16 protein-coding genes, 1 rRNA gene and 1 pseudogene are annotated in these 18,819 nt (G+C 54.0%); 6 read left to right on the forward strand and 12 right to left on the reverse strand.

The features are described from left to right. Nucleotides 1–5 precede the first annotated feature (5 nt). Complete coding sequence (locus JQR86_RS04160) at nt 6–539, reverse strand: cytochrome b (protein WP_150346755.1); 534 nt, start codon at nt 537–539, stop codon at nt 6–8. A gap of 167 nt (nt 540–706) precedes the next feature. Between JQR86_RS04160 and JQR86_RS04165 the strand changes: the two genes are divergently transcribed. Next, the gene (locus tag JQR86_RS04165; protein ID WP_010795514.1) at nt 707–904 is read left to right on the forward strand and encodes a heavy-metal-associated domain-containing protein; all 198 of its coding nucleotides are present in this window, start codon (nt 707–709) and stop codon (nt 902–904) included. On the opposite strand, the gene JQR86_RS04170 is transcribed toward JQR86_RS04165, so the two are convergent. Continuing rightward, a complete protein-coding gene (locus JQR86_RS04170) occupies nt 883–1,515 on the reverse strand; it encodes a TetR family transcriptional regulator (protein WP_010795513.1) in 633 nt (210 codons plus the stop codon). The two genes, JQR86_RS04165 and JQR86_RS04170, sit on opposite strands and share 22 nt — an antisense overlap. Before the next feature lie 129 nt (nt 1,516–1,644). Here JQR86_RS04170 and JQR86_RS04175 point away from each other — a divergent pair, with 129 nt between their 5' ends. Next, on the forward strand, nt 1,645–2,823 hold the full coding sequence (locus JQR86_RS04175; protein ID WP_010795512.1) for a Bcr/CflA family multidrug efflux MFS transporter: 1,179 nt from the start codon (nt 1,645–1,647) through the stop codon (nt 2,821–2,823). Nucleotides 2,824–2,828: 5 nt separating this feature from the next. Here the strand turns inward: JQR86_RS04175 and JQR86_RS04180 are convergent, their stop codons facing one another. The 4 genes from JQR86_RS04180 to JQR86_RS04195 form a co-directional block, all read right to left on the reverse strand. Further along, nucleotides 2,829–2,999 carry a hypothetical protein gene (locus JQR86_RS04180; protein ID WP_010795511.1) on the reverse strand — a complete coding sequence of 57 codons (171 nt, stop codon included), beginning with the start codon at nt 2,997–2,999 and terminating at the stop codon, nt 2,829–2,831. A 77-nt stretch (nt 3,000–3,076) separates the two neighbouring features. Next, on the reverse strand, nt 3,077–6,310 hold the full coding sequence (locus tag JQR86_RS04185; protein ID WP_434154388.1) for an EAL domain-containing protein: 3,234 nt from the start codon (nt 6,308–6,310) through the stop codon (nt 3,077–3,079). Between the two features lie 149 nt (nt 6,311–6,459). Continuing rightward, nucleotides 6,460–7,479, reverse strand: a complete 1,020-nt coding sequence (locus JQR86_RS04190) for a zinc-binding alcohol dehydrogenase family protein (RefSeq protein ID WP_197872748.1) — start codon at nt 7,477–7,479, stop codon at nt 6,460–6,462. A 10-nt stretch (nt 7,480–7,489) separates the two neighbouring features. After that, the gene (locus JQR86_RS04195) at nt 7,490–7,783 is read right to left on the reverse strand and encodes a putative quinol monooxygenase (RefSeq protein ID WP_010795508.1); all 294 of its coding nucleotides are present in this window, start codon (nt 7,781–7,783) and stop codon (nt 7,490–7,492) included. 93 nt (nt 7,784–7,876) lie between these two features. On the opposite strand from JQR86_RS04195, the gene JQR86_RS04200 reads away from it, so the two are divergent. Further along, nucleotides 7,877–8,797, forward strand: coding sequence for a LysR family transcriptional regulator (locus JQR86_RS04200; protein WP_312270487.1), 921 nt, complete (start codon nt 7,877–7,879; stop codon nt 8,795–8,797). Between the two features lie 7 nt (nt 8,798–8,804). Here the strand turns inward: JQR86_RS04200 and hisN are convergent, their stop codons facing one another. Continuing rightward, nucleotides 8,805–9,596 (reverse strand): histidinol-phosphatase, encoded by a 792-nt coding sequence (gene hisN / locus JQR86_RS04205; protein ID WP_434154389.1) that lies wholly within the window; start codon nt 9,594–9,596, stop codon nt 8,805–8,807. A gap of 70 nt (nt 9,597–9,666) precedes the next feature. Next, nucleotides 9,667–10,614: an adenosine deaminase gene (locus tag JQR86_RS04210; RefSeq protein WP_074822673.1), complete on the reverse strand. Its 948-nt coding sequence runs from the start codon at nt 10,612–10,614 to the stop codon at nt 9,667–9,669. Between the two features lie 423 nt (nt 10,615–11,037). Here JQR86_RS04210 and JQR86_RS04215 point away from each other — a divergent pair, with 423 nt between their 5' ends. After that, nucleotides 11,038–12,141 carry a calcium:proton antiporter gene (locus JQR86_RS04215; protein ID WP_407362221.1) on the forward strand — a complete coding sequence of 368 codons (1,104 nt, stop codon included), beginning with the start codon at nt 11,038–11,040 and terminating at the stop codon, nt 12,139–12,141. Between the two features lie 381 nt (nt 12,142–12,522). Here JQR86_RS04215 and JQR86_RS04220 read toward each other — a convergent pair whose 3' ends face one another. The 4 genes and pseudogenes from JQR86_RS04220 to JQR86_RS04235 all read right to left on the reverse strand — a co-directional run bounded on the left by JQR86_RS04220 (nt 12,523) and on the right by JQR86_RS04235 (nt 16,013). Continuing rightward, the gene (locus tag JQR86_RS04220) at nt 12,523–13,731 is read right to left on the reverse strand and encodes an ammonium transporter (RefSeq protein ID WP_010795503.1); all 1,209 of its coding nucleotides are present in this window, start codon (nt 13,729–13,731) and stop codon (nt 12,523–12,525) included. Nucleotides 13,732–13,992: 261 nt separating this feature from the next. Next, the gene (locus JQR86_RS04225) at nt 13,993–14,583 is read right to left on the reverse strand and encodes an IMPACT family protein (protein ID WP_407362220.1); all 591 of its coding nucleotides are present in this window, start codon (nt 14,581–14,583) and stop codon (nt 13,993–13,995) included. Then, a pseudogene (locus JQR86_RS04230) lies at nt 14,580–15,110 on the reverse strand (TetR family transcriptional regulator C-terminal domain-containing protein); the annotation flags it as partial. The gene JQR86_RS04225 and the pseudogene JQR86_RS04230, both read right to left, overlap by 4 nt. Nucleotides 15,111–15,215: 105 nt before the next feature. After that, nucleotides 15,216–16,013 (reverse strand): outer membrane protein OmpK, encoded by a 798-nt coding sequence (locus JQR86_RS04235; RefSeq protein WP_122041821.1) that lies wholly within the window; start codon nt 16,011–16,013, stop codon nt 15,216–15,218. A gap of 317 nt (nt 16,014–16,330) precedes the next feature. Here JQR86_RS04235 and JQR86_RS04240 point away from each other — a divergent pair, with 317 nt between their 5' ends. Beyond that, the gene (locus JQR86_RS04240; protein WP_434154390.1) at nt 16,331–16,732 is read left to right on the forward strand and encodes a hypothetical protein; all 402 of its coding nucleotides are present in this window, start codon (nt 16,331–16,333) and stop codon (nt 16,730–16,732) included. 505 nt (nt 16,733–17,237) lie between these two features. Continuing rightward, a 16S ribosomal RNA gene (locus JQR86_RS04245) occupies nt 17,238–18,774 on the forward strand. Nucleotides 18,775–18,819 lie beyond the last annotated feature (45 nt).

The raw sequence follows: 18,819 nt of genomic DNA on the forward strand, positions 1-18,819 counted from the left end.
GCCGATCAATCCTTGATCAGGGGCAACATGCCGGGCAATACCCGGTCCCGACGCGCCACGTAGTGCCAGATCGCCATGCTGGCATGTCCTAGGATCAACAGGATAAACGCATACTGCACGGTGACATGAACCTGCTTGGCTGCACTGCGAAGCGCTTCAGGCAAGGGCAGGGGGCCAAAGCTGAACAACCAGAAGTAGTTGACAGGGCGAACGCTGAAGATAAGCCCTGTGATGGGCATGAGAAAAAGCAGCGCATACAGCACCGCATGCCCCAGCTTGGCCAGTTTCTGCTGAAGCACGGCATTCGGCGGCAACAGGGCTGGTGAGCCATGTTTGAAGCGAATCATCAGACGAATCACGGTCAGAGCCAGAACGGTAATGCCCAGCGATTTATGCAGGGTGAAGACATCGGCTCCGCTGCCCAGTAGCCCACTGAAAAAATCTTCGAAGTAAGGAAGGGAAATGATGAGGATGACCAGAGGGGCCGTTAGCCAATGCAAAAGAATCTGTGCATTCGAATAACGCGGCAGTGTAGCCATGAGCGAGTCCCTATCCGCACGGTGTAGTGGTGATAGGCCGTTCTTCCGAAAGGGCAAGGCGACCTTCCGCAATAATAGGTGACTTACCGTGCTAACAGAAGCTGTCGGACTTGACCTTGACCTCGTGGGAAGGTTGAGAATGAAATTTTCCCGTCAGGAGATACCCCATGCATACCTTTAATGTACAAGGCATGAGCTGTGGCCACTGCGTCAAGGCGGTTACCCAGGCGATCACCGCATTGGACGCATCGGCCAGGGTCGACGTGGATCTGCCAACCGGCAAAGTCACGGTAGACAGTCGCGAAGCTCCCGAGCCGCTGCTGGAGGCGATTCGCGAAGAAGGTTATTCCGCTGAAATCGCCTGATCCCAGTCCCGCACCAGGCCCCGGAAGAGGATATCGAACATTGCGGTCGAATCCTTGACCGGGTCAAACAGGCCGGGGTCGCGCAGCCAGTCGCTGATCAGGCCAATGAACATCGAATGCACGGCAAAGGCAGCCATGCGAGGCGTGACGCCCGGTTGCAGCCGCTTTTCCTGATGCTTCCATAGCTGCTCGCACAAACCTATGAACTGTGAAATAAAGGCGTTATTGCGCTCCTCGGCCTCCCGCAACTCGTCGGTAAATTCACAGCGATGCAGCAGAATGGTCATGACCCGGCGACTGCGCTCATCCTGAGTCAGCCGGTGCATGCCGTTCACACAGACATCTTTCAAGGAAATAATCGGATCTCGTCCCTGACAACCGCAGAGTTGCTGATTAAGCACTTCCATGGGGGTACGAACCTCGTTGAGCATCTCATGGAACAGATGTGCCTTGTTCTGAAAGTGCCAATACACAGCGCCACGTGTGACTCCGCATTCACGAGCTATCATCTCAAGGCTAGTATGCGCCACGCCATTGGCGAGAAAGAGCTGTTCAGCGGCCTCAATAATGTCGCGTCGGGTCTGCTCGGCTTCTTCTTTGGTTCTGCGCATAAGGTTCGTATGAAAATCAAGGATTAAAACGATAGTTTAACGGTTGGCCGTGTATTTACAAACATTGTTGTATGTAACAGCATGGCAGTTCATCGCTTTTGGGCCGCTGGCCCTCTCCGGATTTCCTCAATGACATTTCGCATTTTGTTAATGCTGGGTGCGCTCAGCGCGTTTGCGCCGTTTGCCATCGATATGTACCTGCCGTCTTTCCCGTCACTGGCAAAAGCCTTTTCAACGGATGTGGAACACGTCCAGTTGAGCCTTTCGGCGTATTTCGCAGGCTTGTCCATTGGACAACTGTTCTACGGACCGCTGGCAGACCGGTTCGGCCGGCGTATACCGCTACTCACGGGTATCGTTCTGTTCACCCTTGCCTCATTGGCTTGTGCCATGGCGCCTACGCTGGAATGGCTGATTGCAGCGCGTTTCGTTCAGGCATTAGGCGGTTGCGCAGGCATGGTGATTTCGCGTGCCGTAGTGCGTGACTTGTGCGATCCGATTCATGCTGCCAAGGCGTTTTCCCAGATCGTTCTGGTGACCGGGGTTGCGCCGATCCTCGCGCCGATTGGCGGAGGCTTCCTCCTCAATCATGTTGGATGGCAAGCCATTTTTATCAGTTTGGTGGTCTTTGCCCTTCTATGTGGCAGCGCGGTTGCGCGCTGGCTACCAGAAACCCTGCCGCCCGAGGCACCGCGTCCATTGTTGCGCAACGCGCTGCGGCAATACTGGCAAATGTTGAGTGACAGGAACTTCATGGGGTTTGCGCTTATCGGCGGCATCTCCATGGCAGGTATGTTTGCGTATATCGCAGGCTCTCCGTTTGTGTTCATCAACCTGTACGGTGTACCGGCAGAGCATTTCGGCTGGGTGTTTGGTAGCAATGCGGCAGGATTCATCTTATTTAGTCAGATTAATGCGCGCCTTTTGAGCCGGCACGGCCCATCCTGGCTGCTGACAAGAGTCACGCGGTTTTACGGTGCGGCAAGCCTTGTGCTGCTCGCCATCGCGGCCTTTCAGCCCGCCATGTTGTGGTGGATCTGTGTGCCGCTGTTCTGCTGCATCGCCTCGTTAGGCGGCATCATTCCCAACGCTTCGGCATGCGCAATGGCTGGTCAGGGGAGCAACGCAGGCAGTGCGTCTGCACTGTTGGGATGCCTGCAGTTTTCCATCGCGGCCTTATCGTCCGCGGCGGTAGGAATGCTGCATGACGGTACGGCACGGCCAATGGCGGCAATCATTGCAATCTGTGGCGTGGCAGCAGCAGTGCTGGCCTGGCTGACAACACGTACAAGGCCAGCACCCCACTGATCCGATCAGGCCGGAAGGCTTTCCGGCAGCTTATGAGGGGCTTTCAATCGAGCATTGAGCTTGTCGACGTATGTACGCGCTTCGTCCTCGGTTCTAAAGGTGATGGCTTGATCATCCAGACGAACTTGCCAACTACTTTGAGGCGAGCGCGTCAACGGGCGGACTTCAATTTTCATTGCGTATTCCCCCTTCCCTCGGTTGTCGGTGGGCGCTTAGTGTAGACATTACTTAGGTTACAGAAGCGTGACGTGGGTCAAGTTAGTGACCGGTGGTAATCGTAATACCATTTCTCGAACGCTTCCGGTGGAAGCGGAGGGCTGAACAGATACCCCTGGCATTGCTGACAGCCGAGTTTACGGATCACTTCAAGCTGTTCGTCGGTTTCAACACCTTCTGCCAGAACGTCCAGGTGCAGGCTGTGCCCCAAGGCAATAATGGCGGACGCAATGGCCTGATTGCCATGTTCGCCATTATCGGTACGGATATCGCGCATGAAGCTCTGGTCGATCTTGAGTTTATCCAGTGGGAAACGGCGCAGGTAGGCAAGCGACGAGTAGCCAGTGCCAAAGTCATCGACTGCAATGCGCACCCCAAGCGCTTTTAGAGCCGCAAGGCTGGTCAATGCCATCTCGACATTTTCCATCAGCGTTCCCTCTGTGATTTCCAGCTCCAGCTTATTGGCAGGCAGATGTTGTCTATTCAGGGCTCTGGTAATGCGCTCAGCCAGATCGGCTTGGGCAAACTGCCTTGGAGACAAATTGACCGCGATGATGTCGAGTTCAATACCCTTGTCGAGCCACTCTCGAATTTGGTGGCAGGCTTGCTCTAGAATCCAGAAGCCCAGAGGGACGATCAGCCCGGTTTCCTCGGCCAGAGGAATAAAATCGGCTGGGGAGATCATTCCAAATTCCGGGTCACGCCAGCGCACCAACGCCTCTGCGCCAATGGGTTGGCCCGTTGCGACATCAATCAGGGGTTGGTAATACAAGACAAAATCGCAGCGTTGCAACGCTACGCGCAGGCGCGATTCCAAGCTTAACCGCCGACGAGCCTGCTCTGTCAACGCCTGTGTATAGAAGCGATAGGTGTCGCGGCCCTGGTTCTTAGCCAAGTGCATGGCCGCGTCTGCATTGCGAATCAGCTCGTCGGCAGTGCTACCATCGCTGGGGTAGATACTGATACCCAGGCTCAAGCTAAGAAAGACCTCCTCGCCATCTTCCAGACGTAGCGGGGCTTCTAACAGCTGGCGCAGCGTTTGCGCCAGCGTCGCCACTTCATCGAGCCGTTCGAATTGCTCAAGGATGACCAGAAACTCATCTCCTCCAATGCGGGCCAGCGTATCCTCGGGTCTCAGGCCGGATCTGAGGGTATTGGCTACTGCGTTGATCAAATCATCCCCTGCGGGATGGCCATAACTTTCGTTAACAGTACGAAAATGGTCGAGATCAAGCAGCAGCACGGCCAGTTGACCCTCTCCCTGCAGCCGTTTCAAGGCATGATCCAGTCGGGTCCGGGCGAGCAGGCGGTTGGGCAGATCAGTTAGTGGATCGAAATGGGCCAAATGGGCCAGCCGTGCTTCGCTTTCCTTAAGTTGGCTGGTATCGCTCAGCACCATGACGAACTGACGCTGGTCCCGCTGGCTAATTTGGCTGATGTTGAGCCAGCCGGGGAAGTTCATGCCGTTGGGGCGGCGCCATAAGACCTCGCCTTCCCAGTGGCCTTCCTTCAGTAACGTGCGCCATAGGGTGCGATAGAAGTGATGATCCTGGCGGCCACTGAGCGGCAGCGGCAGTTTCTGACCCTGCAACTCCATGATGGAGCGAGCGCACAAGGCTTGAAAGGTTGGGTTAGCCATGAGGATACGGCGTCGCTGATCAAGCACCACAATACTGTCACGGCTGTTTTCGAAAAGAGCCGCCGCCTGACGCAGCGACTCCTCCTGAATCTTGCGCAGCGTTATATCCTCGATGACCGCAATGAAGTAGTGAGGCTCGCCCTGCGTGCCTCGAATCAGGGTAACGTTCAGATCGACCCAGATGACTTGGCCATCCCGACGCACATAGCGTTTTTCAAGCTCATAGCTATCCATTGTTCCGGCGAGCAGTTCGCGAATCCGCTCGGTACCGGAAGGCAAATCCTCGGAATAGGTAACATCATGAACCGTCAGGTTCCTTAATTCATCGTGCGAATATCCCACCATCTGGCACAGGTATCGATTGGCACGCATCCACTTGTAATCAAGCCCTACCAGAGCGATTCCGATGGCCGCATGTTCGAACGTGGCGCGGAAGCGGTGTTCAATCTCGTCCCGCTCTTGAGTATGACGCTGTTGCCGGATGGCCAGTGCGGCCAGGCGGGTAAATTCGTTGACCAGCGCAATGGTGGCCTGCTCGGGTGACGTGAGCGTGTGGTAATAGATGCCAAATACCCCAACAGCACTTTCGGTCTCATCACGAATCGGCAAGGACCAGCCGGAGCGGATATCGGCCTGTCGGGCAGCCTCGCGCAAACTTTCCCAGTTCGGATCGTGCTCGATGTCCTGGCTGATGACCAGTCCGTTACGATAGACCGCTGCGCCACAAGTGCCTGAGTCTGGAGCAATAGGCGAGTCTTCCATTGCATTGATATACGCATCCGGCAGGCTTGGTGCTGCGCTGACGCGGAGTTTGTTTTGAGAATAATCCGCTAGCTGAATGATAACGCGCATTTCAGGGAATATATCCTCCAGACGCTTAGCAATACCCGTGAGGATGCTGCGTTTGGAATGCGCCAGCAGGAGCTCGTCGAGCACGGCATTGCGGGCGCGCTGTAAGGCGTCGGCCTGGAACTGATGATGGATATCAGTGAGAGTTCCCTGAAGACCATTATCGATGACCTTATGAATCCTGAACGAGACCCAGCGATGCGAGCCATCTGCCTGACACAGGCGCAGCGTGGCAGAGCAGTCTTGTCGCGTACCGTCACGAAACTCGTTGAGCATCTGGCGGATGGGCTGGCTTTCCTGGCTATGGAAACACTGGAAAACCGAAACGCCTATCGTCTGAGCGATGGGTTTGTTGGTCATCCGCTCCCAGGCAGAGCTGAGAAAGCGCCAATATCCGTCTATATCGACCAGAAAGGCCACAATCGGGAGATGATCGATTATGTCCTGATAATGATGTGTTTCAGCGTGCGTCTGAGCAACAGGCTGGGGCGGGGAGGGATCATCGGCAGCCTGAGCAGTGGTATTTAATGTTTGTTGCAGTTGCTCTACGTGCCGCTGTAACTCATCAATCAGCTGTTGGCGCGCGTGGTGTTCTCGACGAACATAGAAGTAGAGCAGGACGGCAATGCCACAGACAAACAGAATGCCTTTGGTCGTTTGCAGGGCGCTAAGCGTACTGGCGTTGAATGACGCATGATCCAGAAGGTAGTCAGTGATCCCTACCCACGCAATCCCGATCAGGGCATACAGACCAGCCAAGCGAAATGGATGAAATGTCCGCATCCGTGTCCCCATCGTTCGCACGAAGCGAAAGCTGATATCCACAGTGGACAGGGTAGCGTGTGACGAGGTTCACTGCCATGCCATTGGCCTGACGCTTGATAGCTCTCTGAAAGCAGCCCGGCAGCTTTTCACTACCGAGCTGCTGGCGATCAGAAGCCTTCCAATACGATCTTGCCCTTGGCCTTGCCGCTTTCCAGCAGAGCATGGGCGCGACGCAGGTTCTCGGCGTTGATCTTTCCGTAATGCTCACCGAACGTAGTGCGCAGTACACCGCTATCGATCAGCTGAGCCACCTCGTTGAGCAGGTTATGCTGCTCCTGCATGTCCGACGTCTCGTACAGCGAGCGGGTATACATCAGTTCCCAGTGCAGCGACAGGCTCTTGCGCTTGAGCGGTACGGCGTCCAGCGACTCGGGATCATCGATCAGGCCAAGTTTGCCCTGAGGCATCAGAGACTCGATGATCTGCTCATAATGACGATCGGTCTGGGTCAGGCTCGCGACATAGGTAACCTGCGGAATGCCGATGCGTTTGAGCTCTTCGCTGAGCGGTTTGCTGTGATCGATCACATGATGCGCGCCGAGTTCGGTTACCCAGGCCTGCGTTTCAGGACGAGAAGCCGTACCGATGACCGTTAGCCCGGTCAACTGGCGAGCCAGTTGCGTCATGATCGAGCCCACGCCGCCTGCAGCGCCTACGATCAGCAGGGTTTCGCCACGATCGGCCTTGTCACGTGTGACACCCAGGCGGTCAAACAGCAGTTCCCATGCGGTAATGGATGTCAACGGCAATGCAGCCGCCTGAGCAAACGCCAGCGATTCAGGCATGCGGCCTACGATGCGCTCGTCAACCAGCTGAAACTCGCTATTGCTGCCCGGACGTACCAGTGATCCGGCATACCAAACCTTATCGCCCGGCTTGAACAGGGTAACATCGCGGCCTACCGATTTGACGATGCCAGTCGCGTCCCAGCCCAGAATACGCGGTTGCGATTCATCGGCATGGGGTACGTAACCCTGGCGAACCTTGGTGTCTACCGGGTTCACCGAGACAGCTTTGACTTCAACCAGCAGATCACGCGGGCCTGGGGTTGGCTCGGGAAGTTCGATGTCCTGCAGACTATCCGGGTTGTCGACAGGCAGGCACTTGTAATGTGCAACGACTTTCATGCTGTTTTCCTCAGGAAATACGGTACATCTTGGTCACACTGAATTTCTCAGCGGTACGCTCGATAACCGGTAATGCGGCCTGGAAGTGTGGTGTTGCCTCGTGCTGGGCCAGGGACGCTTCGTCACGCCATTGTTCGATCATGTGAAACGTGCGTGGCTGCTCGGCATCACGATGGAAGTCATATTGGATGCAGGCATCTTCTGCGCGGCTCTGCGGCTGCAGGCCACGTAGGGCTTGTTCCAGTTCAGCTTCGGAACCCTCTTTGGCAACCAGGGTAGCAACCAGTGTCAGGGGAGTAGTCATCGTATTTCTCCTGTGAAATGCAGTAATGGTGTTCTCTTTCGTTGGATGATAAAAGCCGTTATAAAGCAAGGCTCTTTCAATAAAATCTTGAAAATGATCCGTCTGGCTGACTTGCAACTGTTTGTTAGGACTGTGGAATGCGCCAGTCTTTCCGCCGCTGCGCGAGAATTAGGTCTATCGGCAGCGGTAGCGAGCGCGGCGCTGAAGCGTCTAGAGGATGCGCTTGATACCAGGCTTCTGGCGCGCTCGACCCGAAGCCTTCGGCTAACCTCTGAAGGGCAGATGTATCTGGAGCACGCCCGACAAGCCTTACAGAGCCTTGAAGAAGGGCAGCGCCTGCTGGAAAGCGGCAAGGCTGGGATCAGGGGTGTGCTGCATCTGTCGGCACCTTCGGATCTGGGTCGCAATCATCTACTAGAATGGCTGGACGAATTTCAGGCGCTGCATCCTGAGGTAAGCTTTCGACTGCTCCTGTCCGATCACCTGAACGATCTGTTTCGTGAGTCTGTGGACATTGCCATCCGGTATGGTGCACCTGAAGATTCTTCCCTGGTGGCCTTGCCCCTCGCTCCGCTCAATCGACGTGTATTGTGTGCGTCGCCTGCATACTTTCAACGACGAGGCCATCCTCAGCAGCCGGATGAACTGCGTCAGCATAATTGCCTCTGCTATATGCGTGGCTCCAGGGCTCATGATCGATGGGTATTCGATGATGGCAAGCGACAGGTAACGATTACCGTTCAGGGAGACCGCATAAGTGATGATGCCGATGTCATTCGACGCTGGGCCGTGGCCGGACAGGGACTGGTCTATAAGTCGTGGCTGGATGTCGCGAGTGATATCGAAGCGGGGCTACTGGAACTAGCGTTACCGGAGTGGCATGGCGAAGTAACGCCGCTTAACCTGCTCTGTCCACACCGTGCCCAATTATCGAGCGCCGTGACGCAATTGAGGGATCTGATCCGGCTGCATTGCCAGAAGCTTCTGGAAAAAGCGCCCTGGCAAGGCCGATAGATAGAAATTAGGCGTAGGGAGCAAGCTGCTGAATGAGTTCGGCATGCAGCGTCTTGTCACCACAGGCGATGATTGCACCGCCATTCTGCGCGTCGCCACCGTTCCAGCTGGTCATCATACCGCCAGCGCCTTCGATGATCGGAATCAGCGCCTGGACATCATAGGGTTGCAGGCTCGCCTCGATAATGACATCCACAAAGCCCGACGCCAGCATGCAATAGGCGTAACAGTCACCACCGAAGCGGACCAGCTGAGCCTGTTCGGCAATGCGTTCAAAGGCTGCCAGACGCTCTGGTGTATCAAGGATCTGCGGGCTTGTACACATCACGCGGGCTTTGGAGAGGCTGGCGCAAGCGCGGGTCTTTAGCGGGGCACCATTGAGCCAGGCGCCTTCTGGTGTTCCGACAAAGCGCTCCCCTGTGAACGGCTGATTCATTACGCCGATGACGGGGCGAGAGCCATCGTTCAAGGCGATCAAGGTACCCCAGAGCGGTAGCCCGGTAATGAAGGCGCGCGTGCCATCGATAGGGTCCAGCACCCAGGTCAGCGAACTGCTTCCGGCAACAGCATCTTCTTCTTCACCCAGAATGCCGTGTTCCGGAAATTCGCTCAGGATCAACTCACGCATGACGCGCTCGGCGGCCTTGTCGGCCAGCGTGACGGGGTCGAATAGGCGACCGCCTTTGTCATCCACCTGAAGCTGCGAGCGGAAATACGGCTTGATAGCCACGGCGGCGGCATCGGCCAGGCGCTCGGCGAACTGTTGATACTGGGTCGTTTCAGCGGCATTCAAAGGCATTGAAGTTCTCGATAGCGATTACGGAAAGCACAATGAAAACCGGCCGCACGAGAGCGACCGGTAGTACCTGTCAGACCAGTCGGGCGTCCAGGCTGTTCTGGGCCAGGCGCTTGGCCTGATCCTGAGTCATGCCCAAGCTTTCGTACAGTGCCATGAAGTTTTCGGTCACGTAGCCGCCAAAATAGGCTGGATCGTCAGAGTTCACGGTTACTTTCAGGCCACGCTCAAGCAGCTTGAGAATGTTGTGCTGGCTCATGTCATCAAACACGCACAGCTTGGTGTTGGACAGCGGGCAGACCGTCAGCGGAATCTGCTGGTCGATCAGGCGGTGCAGCAGGCGCTCATCTTCGGCTGCACGAACGCCATGGTCGATACGGACCACATTCAGCAGATCCAGAGCTTCCCAGATGTACTCGGGCGGGCCTTCCTCACCAGCATGTGCCACAGCAACAAAGCCTTCGCTGCGCGCTCGGTCGAAAACACGTTTGAACTTGCTTGGCGGATGACCCATCTCGGAGCTGTCCAGGCCAACCGCAATAAAGGCGTCACGGAAGGGAAGCGCCTGATCCAATGTCTTCTGGGCTTCGTCTTCAGACAGGTGACGTAGGAAGCTCAGGATCAAGCCGCTGGTTACACCCAGCTTCTGCTCGCCATCCTTGAGCGCCTGCTGGATACCGCGCAGGACTACTTCGAACGGAATACCACGGTCTGTATGCGTTTGCGGGTCGAAGAACGGCTCGGTATGAATGACGTTTTGTTCCTTGCACTTGAGCAGATAGGCCCACGTCAGGTCGTAAAAGTCTTCTTCAGTGCGCAGAACATTCGCGCCCTGGTAATACAGATCCAGAAATTCCTGAAGGTTGTTGAAGGAGTAGGCTTTGCGCAGCGCCTCGACATTCTCGAAAGGCAGCTGGATGCCATGGCGCTCAGCCAGCTTGAACATGAGCTCGGGCTCGAGCGTGCCCTCCAGATGAAGATGAAGTTCGGCTTTGGGGAGGGCATTGAGCCAGTCGTACATGGTGGGATTACTCATTAACAGCGATTTGCCCGAAATTATGTCATGCCCACCGGCGCTGTGCAGGTCTTTACTGCCTGAGCGGGGCATTGAAGCAGGCAAAGCGCTATTAATGCCCGTGCAGAGTGTCAGGCCAACGCCTTGCAGTCTGGCAGCCTCCCGGCCTACCTCTGTGTTGTTTATTGTGGAAAGAGGCGAGCAGGAAAAGCGTTCAGATAGAAATCCTCAACTAGCAGCTCGATCTCGCCTACAGGTTGCCAGTCGATTTCTGAAAGAGTCCCTATGGCACGAGGGCATTTTAGCGGAGGGCAATGATTTTTTGCGGACCGATGGCGAAATCACGCGCTGAAACATGTCGTAACCCTATGCCGTCAATTGGCTGGCCTTTCGCCGCATGAGGCGAGTCTTTCAAAGGATACGACTTACATGGTTTCAACATTGAAGGGCGAAGCATTCCTGCTGATCGCCATTGCGGCCGGCGTGCTGGCCTATGTCTTCGAGCATCAATTGGTAGGAAGCGGACAGACGATTGCCTTGGTCGGGGCGGTGGCTCTGATCGCAGCCATCATCTGCGCTGCCATGCGTGTTGCTCACCATGCAGAGGTGCTTGCTGAAAAAGTGGGTGATCCCTACGGTACGATGATCCTGACGCTTTCGGCGGTGCTGGTAGAAGTGATCATCCTAGCCATTATGATGGGGCACGATCACTCGCCGACCCTGGCGCGAGACACGATCTACGCAGCTGTTATTCTCGATATCAATGGACTGATCGGCTTGGCCGCTCTTCTTGGAGGGCTCAAGCATGGCGAGCAGCGCTACAATGATGATTCCAGCCGTAGTTATGGGGTAATGATCCTGACCGCAGTGAGTATCTCCATGCTGGTGCCGGAATTTATTCCGGTTGAGCGCTGGCATGTCTACTCCGGCTTTACCATTATCGTAATGGTCTTGATGTATGCCCTGTTTCTGCGGATGCAGACTGGTCCCCATAGTTATTTCTTCAGCTACAACTATCCAGAAAAGAAGAAAAAGAAGCCTGCTGGTGACTCAACTGTCGTGGAGCACGAAACGCCAGCGAATACAGGGTTATCGGTTGGTCTGCTGATTGTAGGCGTGGTAGTGACAGGCGCATTGGCCGAAGTCATGTCAAAATCACTAGACGCTGGTCTTGAAGGGCTGCCGGTTCCGCCTATGGTGTCTGCCTTGGTGGTTGCTGTTATCTCAGCCAGTCCAGAGATTCTTACTGCTTTGCGTGCAGCTATGGCCAACCGCATGCAGTCTGTTATCAACATCGCGTTGGGAGCATCGCTTTCCACCGTTATTCTAACGGTGCCGGTTGTTGAGGCCATTGCACTTTATACCGGGCAGCCTATGCAAATGGCTATGACCCCAGTGCAGACGGTCATGATGGGTGTCACCCTCATCATTGCTGCCATCAATCTCAATGACGGTGAGACCAATGCAATTGAAGGCATGACTCACTTTGTACTGTTCCTGACCTTTATTATGCTGACAATCATAGGTCTTTGATCCTGAGGGCGGGCTTGGTAATGCTTGCCCGCTCCATGCATCGTTCAGAAAGTGGCAACTTGAAAATTCAGTGCACCTTATTTTCGACCTTCCATATTCTTAGTAACAATTGGGATTACTAGACTCCTAATAAACGGCTAGGCAAGGGAAGGCCTGTAGGCCATTAGCACTAGGGTAGGGCTGAAAATCTATAGGGGAGCAAGATAAAAGAGCAATCCGTCATGAAGTGATCAAAAAGTGATCAATTTTCTCTGGGCCGCGCAACATATGCGTTTGGCACATGTATCCTTGGCTTATCCACAGCCCCATCCACGTTAAGTGTGAGCAAGTCGAGCCTCTCAACGCGCCTGCTAATCCTATACACGCTTTGAAATCAAGCACTTATTCTGGATTGGTAGCAGAAATCCTGTGGATGGATAAGTCCGCTCCGTAATACTCCTCCTCTTGCGTCAGACGCAGACCAAGCACTTTCTTGATGACGCCATAAACGATTAGTCCGCCTGCCAGTGCAATCGCTACGCCCATACATGTGCCAATCAGCTGGCTGACAAGGCTTACGCCTCCACGACCTTCCAGCATGGGTTGCCCGAAGATGCCACATGCGATACCACCCCAGACGCCGCATAAGCCGTGCAAAGGCCAGACACCCAGAACGTCATCGATTTTCCATTTCACTTGGGTGGCAGTGAATGCCCATACGAAGAGCCCCCCAGCAACCAGGCCTGTTGCCAATGCACCAATAGGATGCATTAAATCCGAACCGGCACAAACCGCGACCAGTCCAGCCAGTGGGCCGTTATGTAGAAAGCCCGGATCGTTTCGGCCAAAAATAAGCGACGCCACGACACCGCCTACCATGGCCATCAACGAATTTACGGCAACCAGACCGCTCACGCCGTCCAGTGTCTGAGCGCTCATGACATTAAAGCCAAACCAGCCAATAATCAGAATCCATGAGCCAAGTGCGAGGAAAGGAATATTGGAGGGAGGGAACGCCACCAGCCGCCCATCGCGATAACGACCGTTACGGCGGCCGAGTAACAGGACGGCTCCCAATGCAAGCCAACCCCCAACGGCGTGCACCACAACCGATCCGGCAAAGTCATGAAACTTCGCGCCAAAAGAGGCTTCAAGCCACGCTTGTACGCCGTGGTTGTTATTCCAGACGATTCCCTCAAAAAACGGATAGATAAAAGCCACGATTAGAGCCGTTGCGCAGAGCTGTGGTGCAAACCGTGCCCGCTCAGCAATACCGCCAGAAATAATCGCCGGAATAGCGGCTGCAAATGTCAGCAGAAAGAAAAACTTCACCAAGGCGTAGCCGTTATCGGCCATTAGCGCTTCAGCCGGGCCAAAGAAGTTGACGCCATAGGCAATCCAATACCCGATAAAAAAATAAGCTAGGGTAGAAATGGCGAAGTCAGCCAGTATTTTTGATAGCGCATTTACCTGGTTTTTCTGGCGAACCGTGCCTACTTCCAAAAAGGCAAAACCAGCATGCATGGCCAGAACCATGACAGCGCCTACCAGAATGAATAATGTGTTGGATCCGTGGATTAGTATGCTTACGGCGCTTTGCAGTTCGTTCATGATTGGCAGTTACACAAGAATGAATAACGGCACCAAAAGCAGTCAGTATTCAAGGTCGGCGCACTGAAATGGCGCATTTTGCCTGACGTGGTTTACATGCTTTGATGTTAGGTGCAGATGTTAAATGGCAGAGAAGACGAGCCCGCAAGCCTCAATTGCACACTTGCAGAGCAGGGTCTCTCTCCTACGCACCATAAGGCAGCAATTCTTGTGCCGTTCGAAGCGGTGAAGAGCGAAGCTATACGCTTCGCTTGGGTAGTCTTATTCCTGGATGCGGTGCAACGCTATGCGGCCCCGGCTAACATCTGCCAGAAAGCGCTCTAGAGGAGAAAGACGCTCTTCCGGCAAAGCCAGGCGAATATCGACACCCGAGGCACCGAATGCTTTGTCGTCTAGAAGAGCATCAAACTCATGTAGTCTGGATTCGAGCAGGGGAAGCTCAGAATAAGTGCAGTGGCAGACCACCAGAACTCGAGATACCAACTCCACACGCTCAGCTTGTTGAAGGCATTTGGCAGCACAGCCTCCATATGCACGCACCAATCCACCTGTTCCCAGCTTTATGCCACCGAACCAGCGTGTTACTACTACAACCACACGGTCACAGTTCTGCCCTTCGATGGCCGTTAGGATGGGGCGGCCGGCAGTCCCGCCAGGCTCGCCGTCGTCGTTGAAGCGATATTGTTGGCCAAGCTTCCAGGCCCAACAATTGTGAGTAGCGCCAGGGTCGCTGACCCGGTCAATAAAAGTCTGCGCATCGGCAGCACTTGAAATAGGCGCAGCAAAAGCCTGAAAGCGACTCTTGCGGATCTCTTCCTGAAAGACCGCTTCAACTAATAGTGTTTCGCTCATATGCGAGCCGGCAGCTGAAGGCTACAGCCCTTGAATATGATATGAGTCAACGTATGGGGCGCTGCCTCGAAATCCTGGTCAGTCAATTGGTTGCGTCCTGTCACATGGCAGAGTCGGCTGGAAAAGTCAGCATAGTGCTAAGTGCTGCCCCGTAACACGAAAATAAGATGTACAGGGTCAACGGGATCCATTTTGCCGTGTTTGATCCATGCTTCAAAGACAGCTGCCCGCTGCCTAAACCAGTACCGGTAGTCCTGATCGAAATATTCATACAGGCAAGTACCGTCACCAACAATTTCCACGGCAAAAATACACGAGGCTAAAAGATACCGCCGAGAAAGCGTCGTTTTGGCTTGAATGTAGCGAGCCAATGCTTCGGCAGGATGCTCTTCAAACGCAAGCGTGTTAAATGTACTGCCAGAGCTCAAGGATATTGGCCGGCAGAGCCATATGAAGCCTAACGTGTTATTGAAACAGTAATGTACGTTTGCCTTGGGCAAGCCGACCCGCTGGGCAATGGTATTCATGAAGCCAGTTAGGGCCTCAGGAGTGCCGCGTTTTGAGAACGGCGCTTGATAAAATGAGTAGCATAAGCAGGCGCAGCGCATCAAATAGGCGCTGCGCCTAAGCTCTTAGAAATGATATTTGGCTATTACGCTAAAAGTATTCTGGTCCGTGCGAAAAGCTTGGCTGTCTTTGATGCCGTATTTGTCAGACCAGTAATCGTACTCCACCCCTACATACATATGCTTGGCTTCGTAGCCCATCGCCTTGCCAAGGTCATATTTGATCTGTGGGTTGAAATGGAAATTGGCGTGATAGCTGCGACTAGGAGTTTTGTTATCGTTTCTATTATTAACGACCCAGTCGATGTAGCCGTCAAACAGGATATCTGAAGTCCCCGCCGGCAAAGTAATGGACCATGCGGGCGTAACCTGCCAGGCGCCTGAGCGAACCCGGCTACCTTCAGGCTTGCGATAGTAGAAGTTCAGAGTAAAGAAATTGAAGCCGGGCACCTTCAGATCGAAACCAGGGCCGATCAGGTAGCTATCGACATCACCTTCACCAAACTCATAGGTAGTGGCCAGCAGCACATCAGTGATCGGGCCAAGCTCTAATTTGGTACCCGTCAGCTTACCCAGCGAGAAGCGAGGGCTGAATTCGCCATAGTAACTGTGATGGCCATTGGCGTTGGAGCGCCCGACACCGTTGTACCAGCTGTTATCAACAAAAAACCAGATATCGCCCCATGACCAGTCACTGGCATGTTCAAAGGTGATTGTTTGCTGGGTATCAGGATCAACCTTGTAATTTTGCCCGTATAGGTAGGTAAGGCTATTGTCCTGCCAATGTAACATGCCATCAGCCATAGCATTTCCTGTTAACAACAGGCCGCTGGCTAATACAACGGAAGAAAGGGCGCGGCTCATTGTCTGCTCCTAGAGAAAAGTCGTTTTTAGTAATAAACGCTCCAAACCTGTCCGCTCGGTCAGGCTTTTCCCCGTTTAGCAAGAACAGAGCCAAGGTTTGGGCGGCGGCATTCTACAGAGGTCTAAGCCAAGCGAAAGGGCTTTTTGAATCAATCAGGTAAGCGGTAGGTAAGGCCGACAGGTAGGCTTTTCGTCGTGCAAAAAAATGAGCACTGTGTAATAAGAATTCGGGCGCTCTGTCGATATAAAGGAAAGGCTCTGTTCCACGCTTGAGCAGAGCAGAAAATCATCACCATAGGTGAGCAGGAGAAACCAACATGCGGCATCCCCTAAAGCTGTTAGCAGGCATTCTGGCGTTTCACGCTAGCTTTATCTGTGCCCAGACCATTACTAGCCCGGGCGCTGCAGGCGGCTCTCCTTCAGTCTTGATGATTACGCGAGGGGATACAGCCACTACATCTGCCTGTGATGTTGGCATTTACCTTAAGAACGAACTGGCCGCCCGCTTGATGGCTGGCGAAAGCGTTTCCTTTAACCTGCCGCCAGGCGAAACCACTGTTACGCTGCGTTCGCTGGGTACTGGCTATTGCTCTACTCCAATGGCTTCTATAAAGAGTCAGTCATTGTTGCTTGCACCCGGAGAGATAAAGCAATACCGCGTCGTTCAAAGTGAGCAGGGCTACTTTCTGGCACCTGTCGATCTCTATCAAGATCGATAAAGGTTGATTACAGATATATTTCAAATAAAGCTTGACCTGTGAGCGGAGGGGCCTATAATGCGCCCATTTCCGCTGCAACGGAACGGCAAAAAGCCTTGTAGATCAATGGCTTAGCTGTTTAGTTAAGGTCAGGCCTCCGGTCTGGCAGAAGTGGAAAGAGGGAAGCGGTAGTTGACAAGCCTCTGGGCTTGTGTAGAATACGCCTCCCGCTGCCAGAACAGGTTTCCTGATCCGGCAGGTCCGGCAAGCAGTTCAGCGGGTTAGACCGGTTGAACAAAATGCTTGACAGGACAAGAGGTTAGCGTAGAATGCGCGCCTCGGTTGAGACAAGGTCTTAACCAACCGCTCTTTAACAAGTTGAATCAAGCAATTCGTGTGGGTGCTTGTGCTGTAAGACTGATGGATCGACAAGATTATCAGCAAGACAAGTAACACTCGTGAATTCGAGAGTTTATTTGCGATTGCTGAGCCAAGTTTAGGGTTTTCTCAAAACCCAAATATGTTTGAACTGAAGAGTTTGATCATGGCTCAGATTGAACGCTGGCGGCAGGCCTAACACATGCAAGTCGAGCGGATGAGGAGAGCTTGCTCTCTGATTCAGCGGCGGACGGGTGAGTAATGCCTAGGAATCTGCCTGGTAGTGGGGGACAACGTTTCGAAAGGAACGCTAATACCGCATACGTCCTACGGGAGAAAGTGGGGGATCTTCGGACCTCACGCTATCAGATGAGCCTAGGTCGGATTAGCTAGTTGGTGGGGTAACGGCTCACCAAGGCGACGATCCGTAACTGGTCTGAGAGGATGATCAGTCACACTGGAACTGAGACACGGTCCAGACTCCTACGGGAGGCAGCAGTGGGGAATATTGGACAATGGGCGAAAGCCTGATCCAGCCATGCCGCGTGTGTGAAGAAGGCCCTCGGGTCGTAAAGCACTTTAAGCTGGGAGGAAGGGTTGTAACCTAATACGTTGCAGCTTTGACGTTACCAGCAGAATAAGCACCGGCTAACTCTGTGCCAGCAGCCGCGGTAATACAGAGGGTGCAAGCGTTAATCGGAATTACTGGGCGTAAAGCGCGCGTAGGTGGCTTGGTAAGTTGAATGTGAAATCCCCGGGCTCAACCTGGGAACTGCATCCAAAACTGCCTGGCTAGAGTACGGTAGAGGGTGGTGGAATTTCCTGTGTAGCGGTGAAATGCGTAGATATAGGAAGGAACACCAGTGGCGAAGGCGACCACCTGGACTGATACTGACACTGAGGTGCGAAAGCGTGGGGAGCAAACAGGATTAGATACCCTGGTAGTCCACGCCGTAAACGATGTCAACTAGCCGTTGGGGTCCTTGAGACTTTAGTGGCGCAGCTAACGCAATAAGTTGACCGCCTGGGGAGTACGGCCGCAAGGTTAAAACTCAAATGAATTGACGGGGGCCCGCACAAGCGGTGGAGCATGTGGTTTAATTCGAAGCAACGCGAAGAACCTTACCAGGCCTTGACATGCAGAGAACTTTCCAGAGATGGATTGGTGCCTTCGGGAACTCTGACACAGGTGCTGCATGGCTGTCGTCAGCTCGTGTCGTGAGATGTTGGGTTAAGTCCCGTAACGAGCGCAACCCTTGTCCTTAGTTACCAGCACATTATGGTGGGCACTCTAAGGAGACTGCCGGTGACAAACCGGAGGAAGGTGGGGATGACGTCAAGTCATCATGGCCCTTACGGCCTGGGCTACACACGTGCTACAATGGTCGGTACAAAGGGTTGCCAAACCGCGAGGTGGAGCTAATCCCATAAAACCGATCGTAGTCCGGATCGCAGTCTGCAACTCGACTGCGTGAAGTCGGAATCGCTAGTAATCGTGAATCAGAACGTCACGGTGAATACGTTCCCGGGCCTTGTACACACCGCCCGTCACACCATGGGAGTGGGTTGCACCAGAAGTAGCTAGTCTAACCTTCGGGAGGACGGTTACCACGGTGTGATTCATGACTGGGGTGAAGTCGTAACAAGGTAGCCGTAGGGGAACCTGCGGCTGGATCACCTCCTTAATCGATAGATCCCAGCTTTGGCATAAGCTCCCACACGAATTGCTT

The sequence above is a fragment of the Pseudomonas sp. JZ134 genome (assembly GCF_051027695.1).
Taxonomy (GTDB): Bacteria; Pseudomonadota; Gammaproteobacteria; order Pseudomonadales; family Pseudomonadaceae; genus Chryseomonas; species Chryseomonas luteola.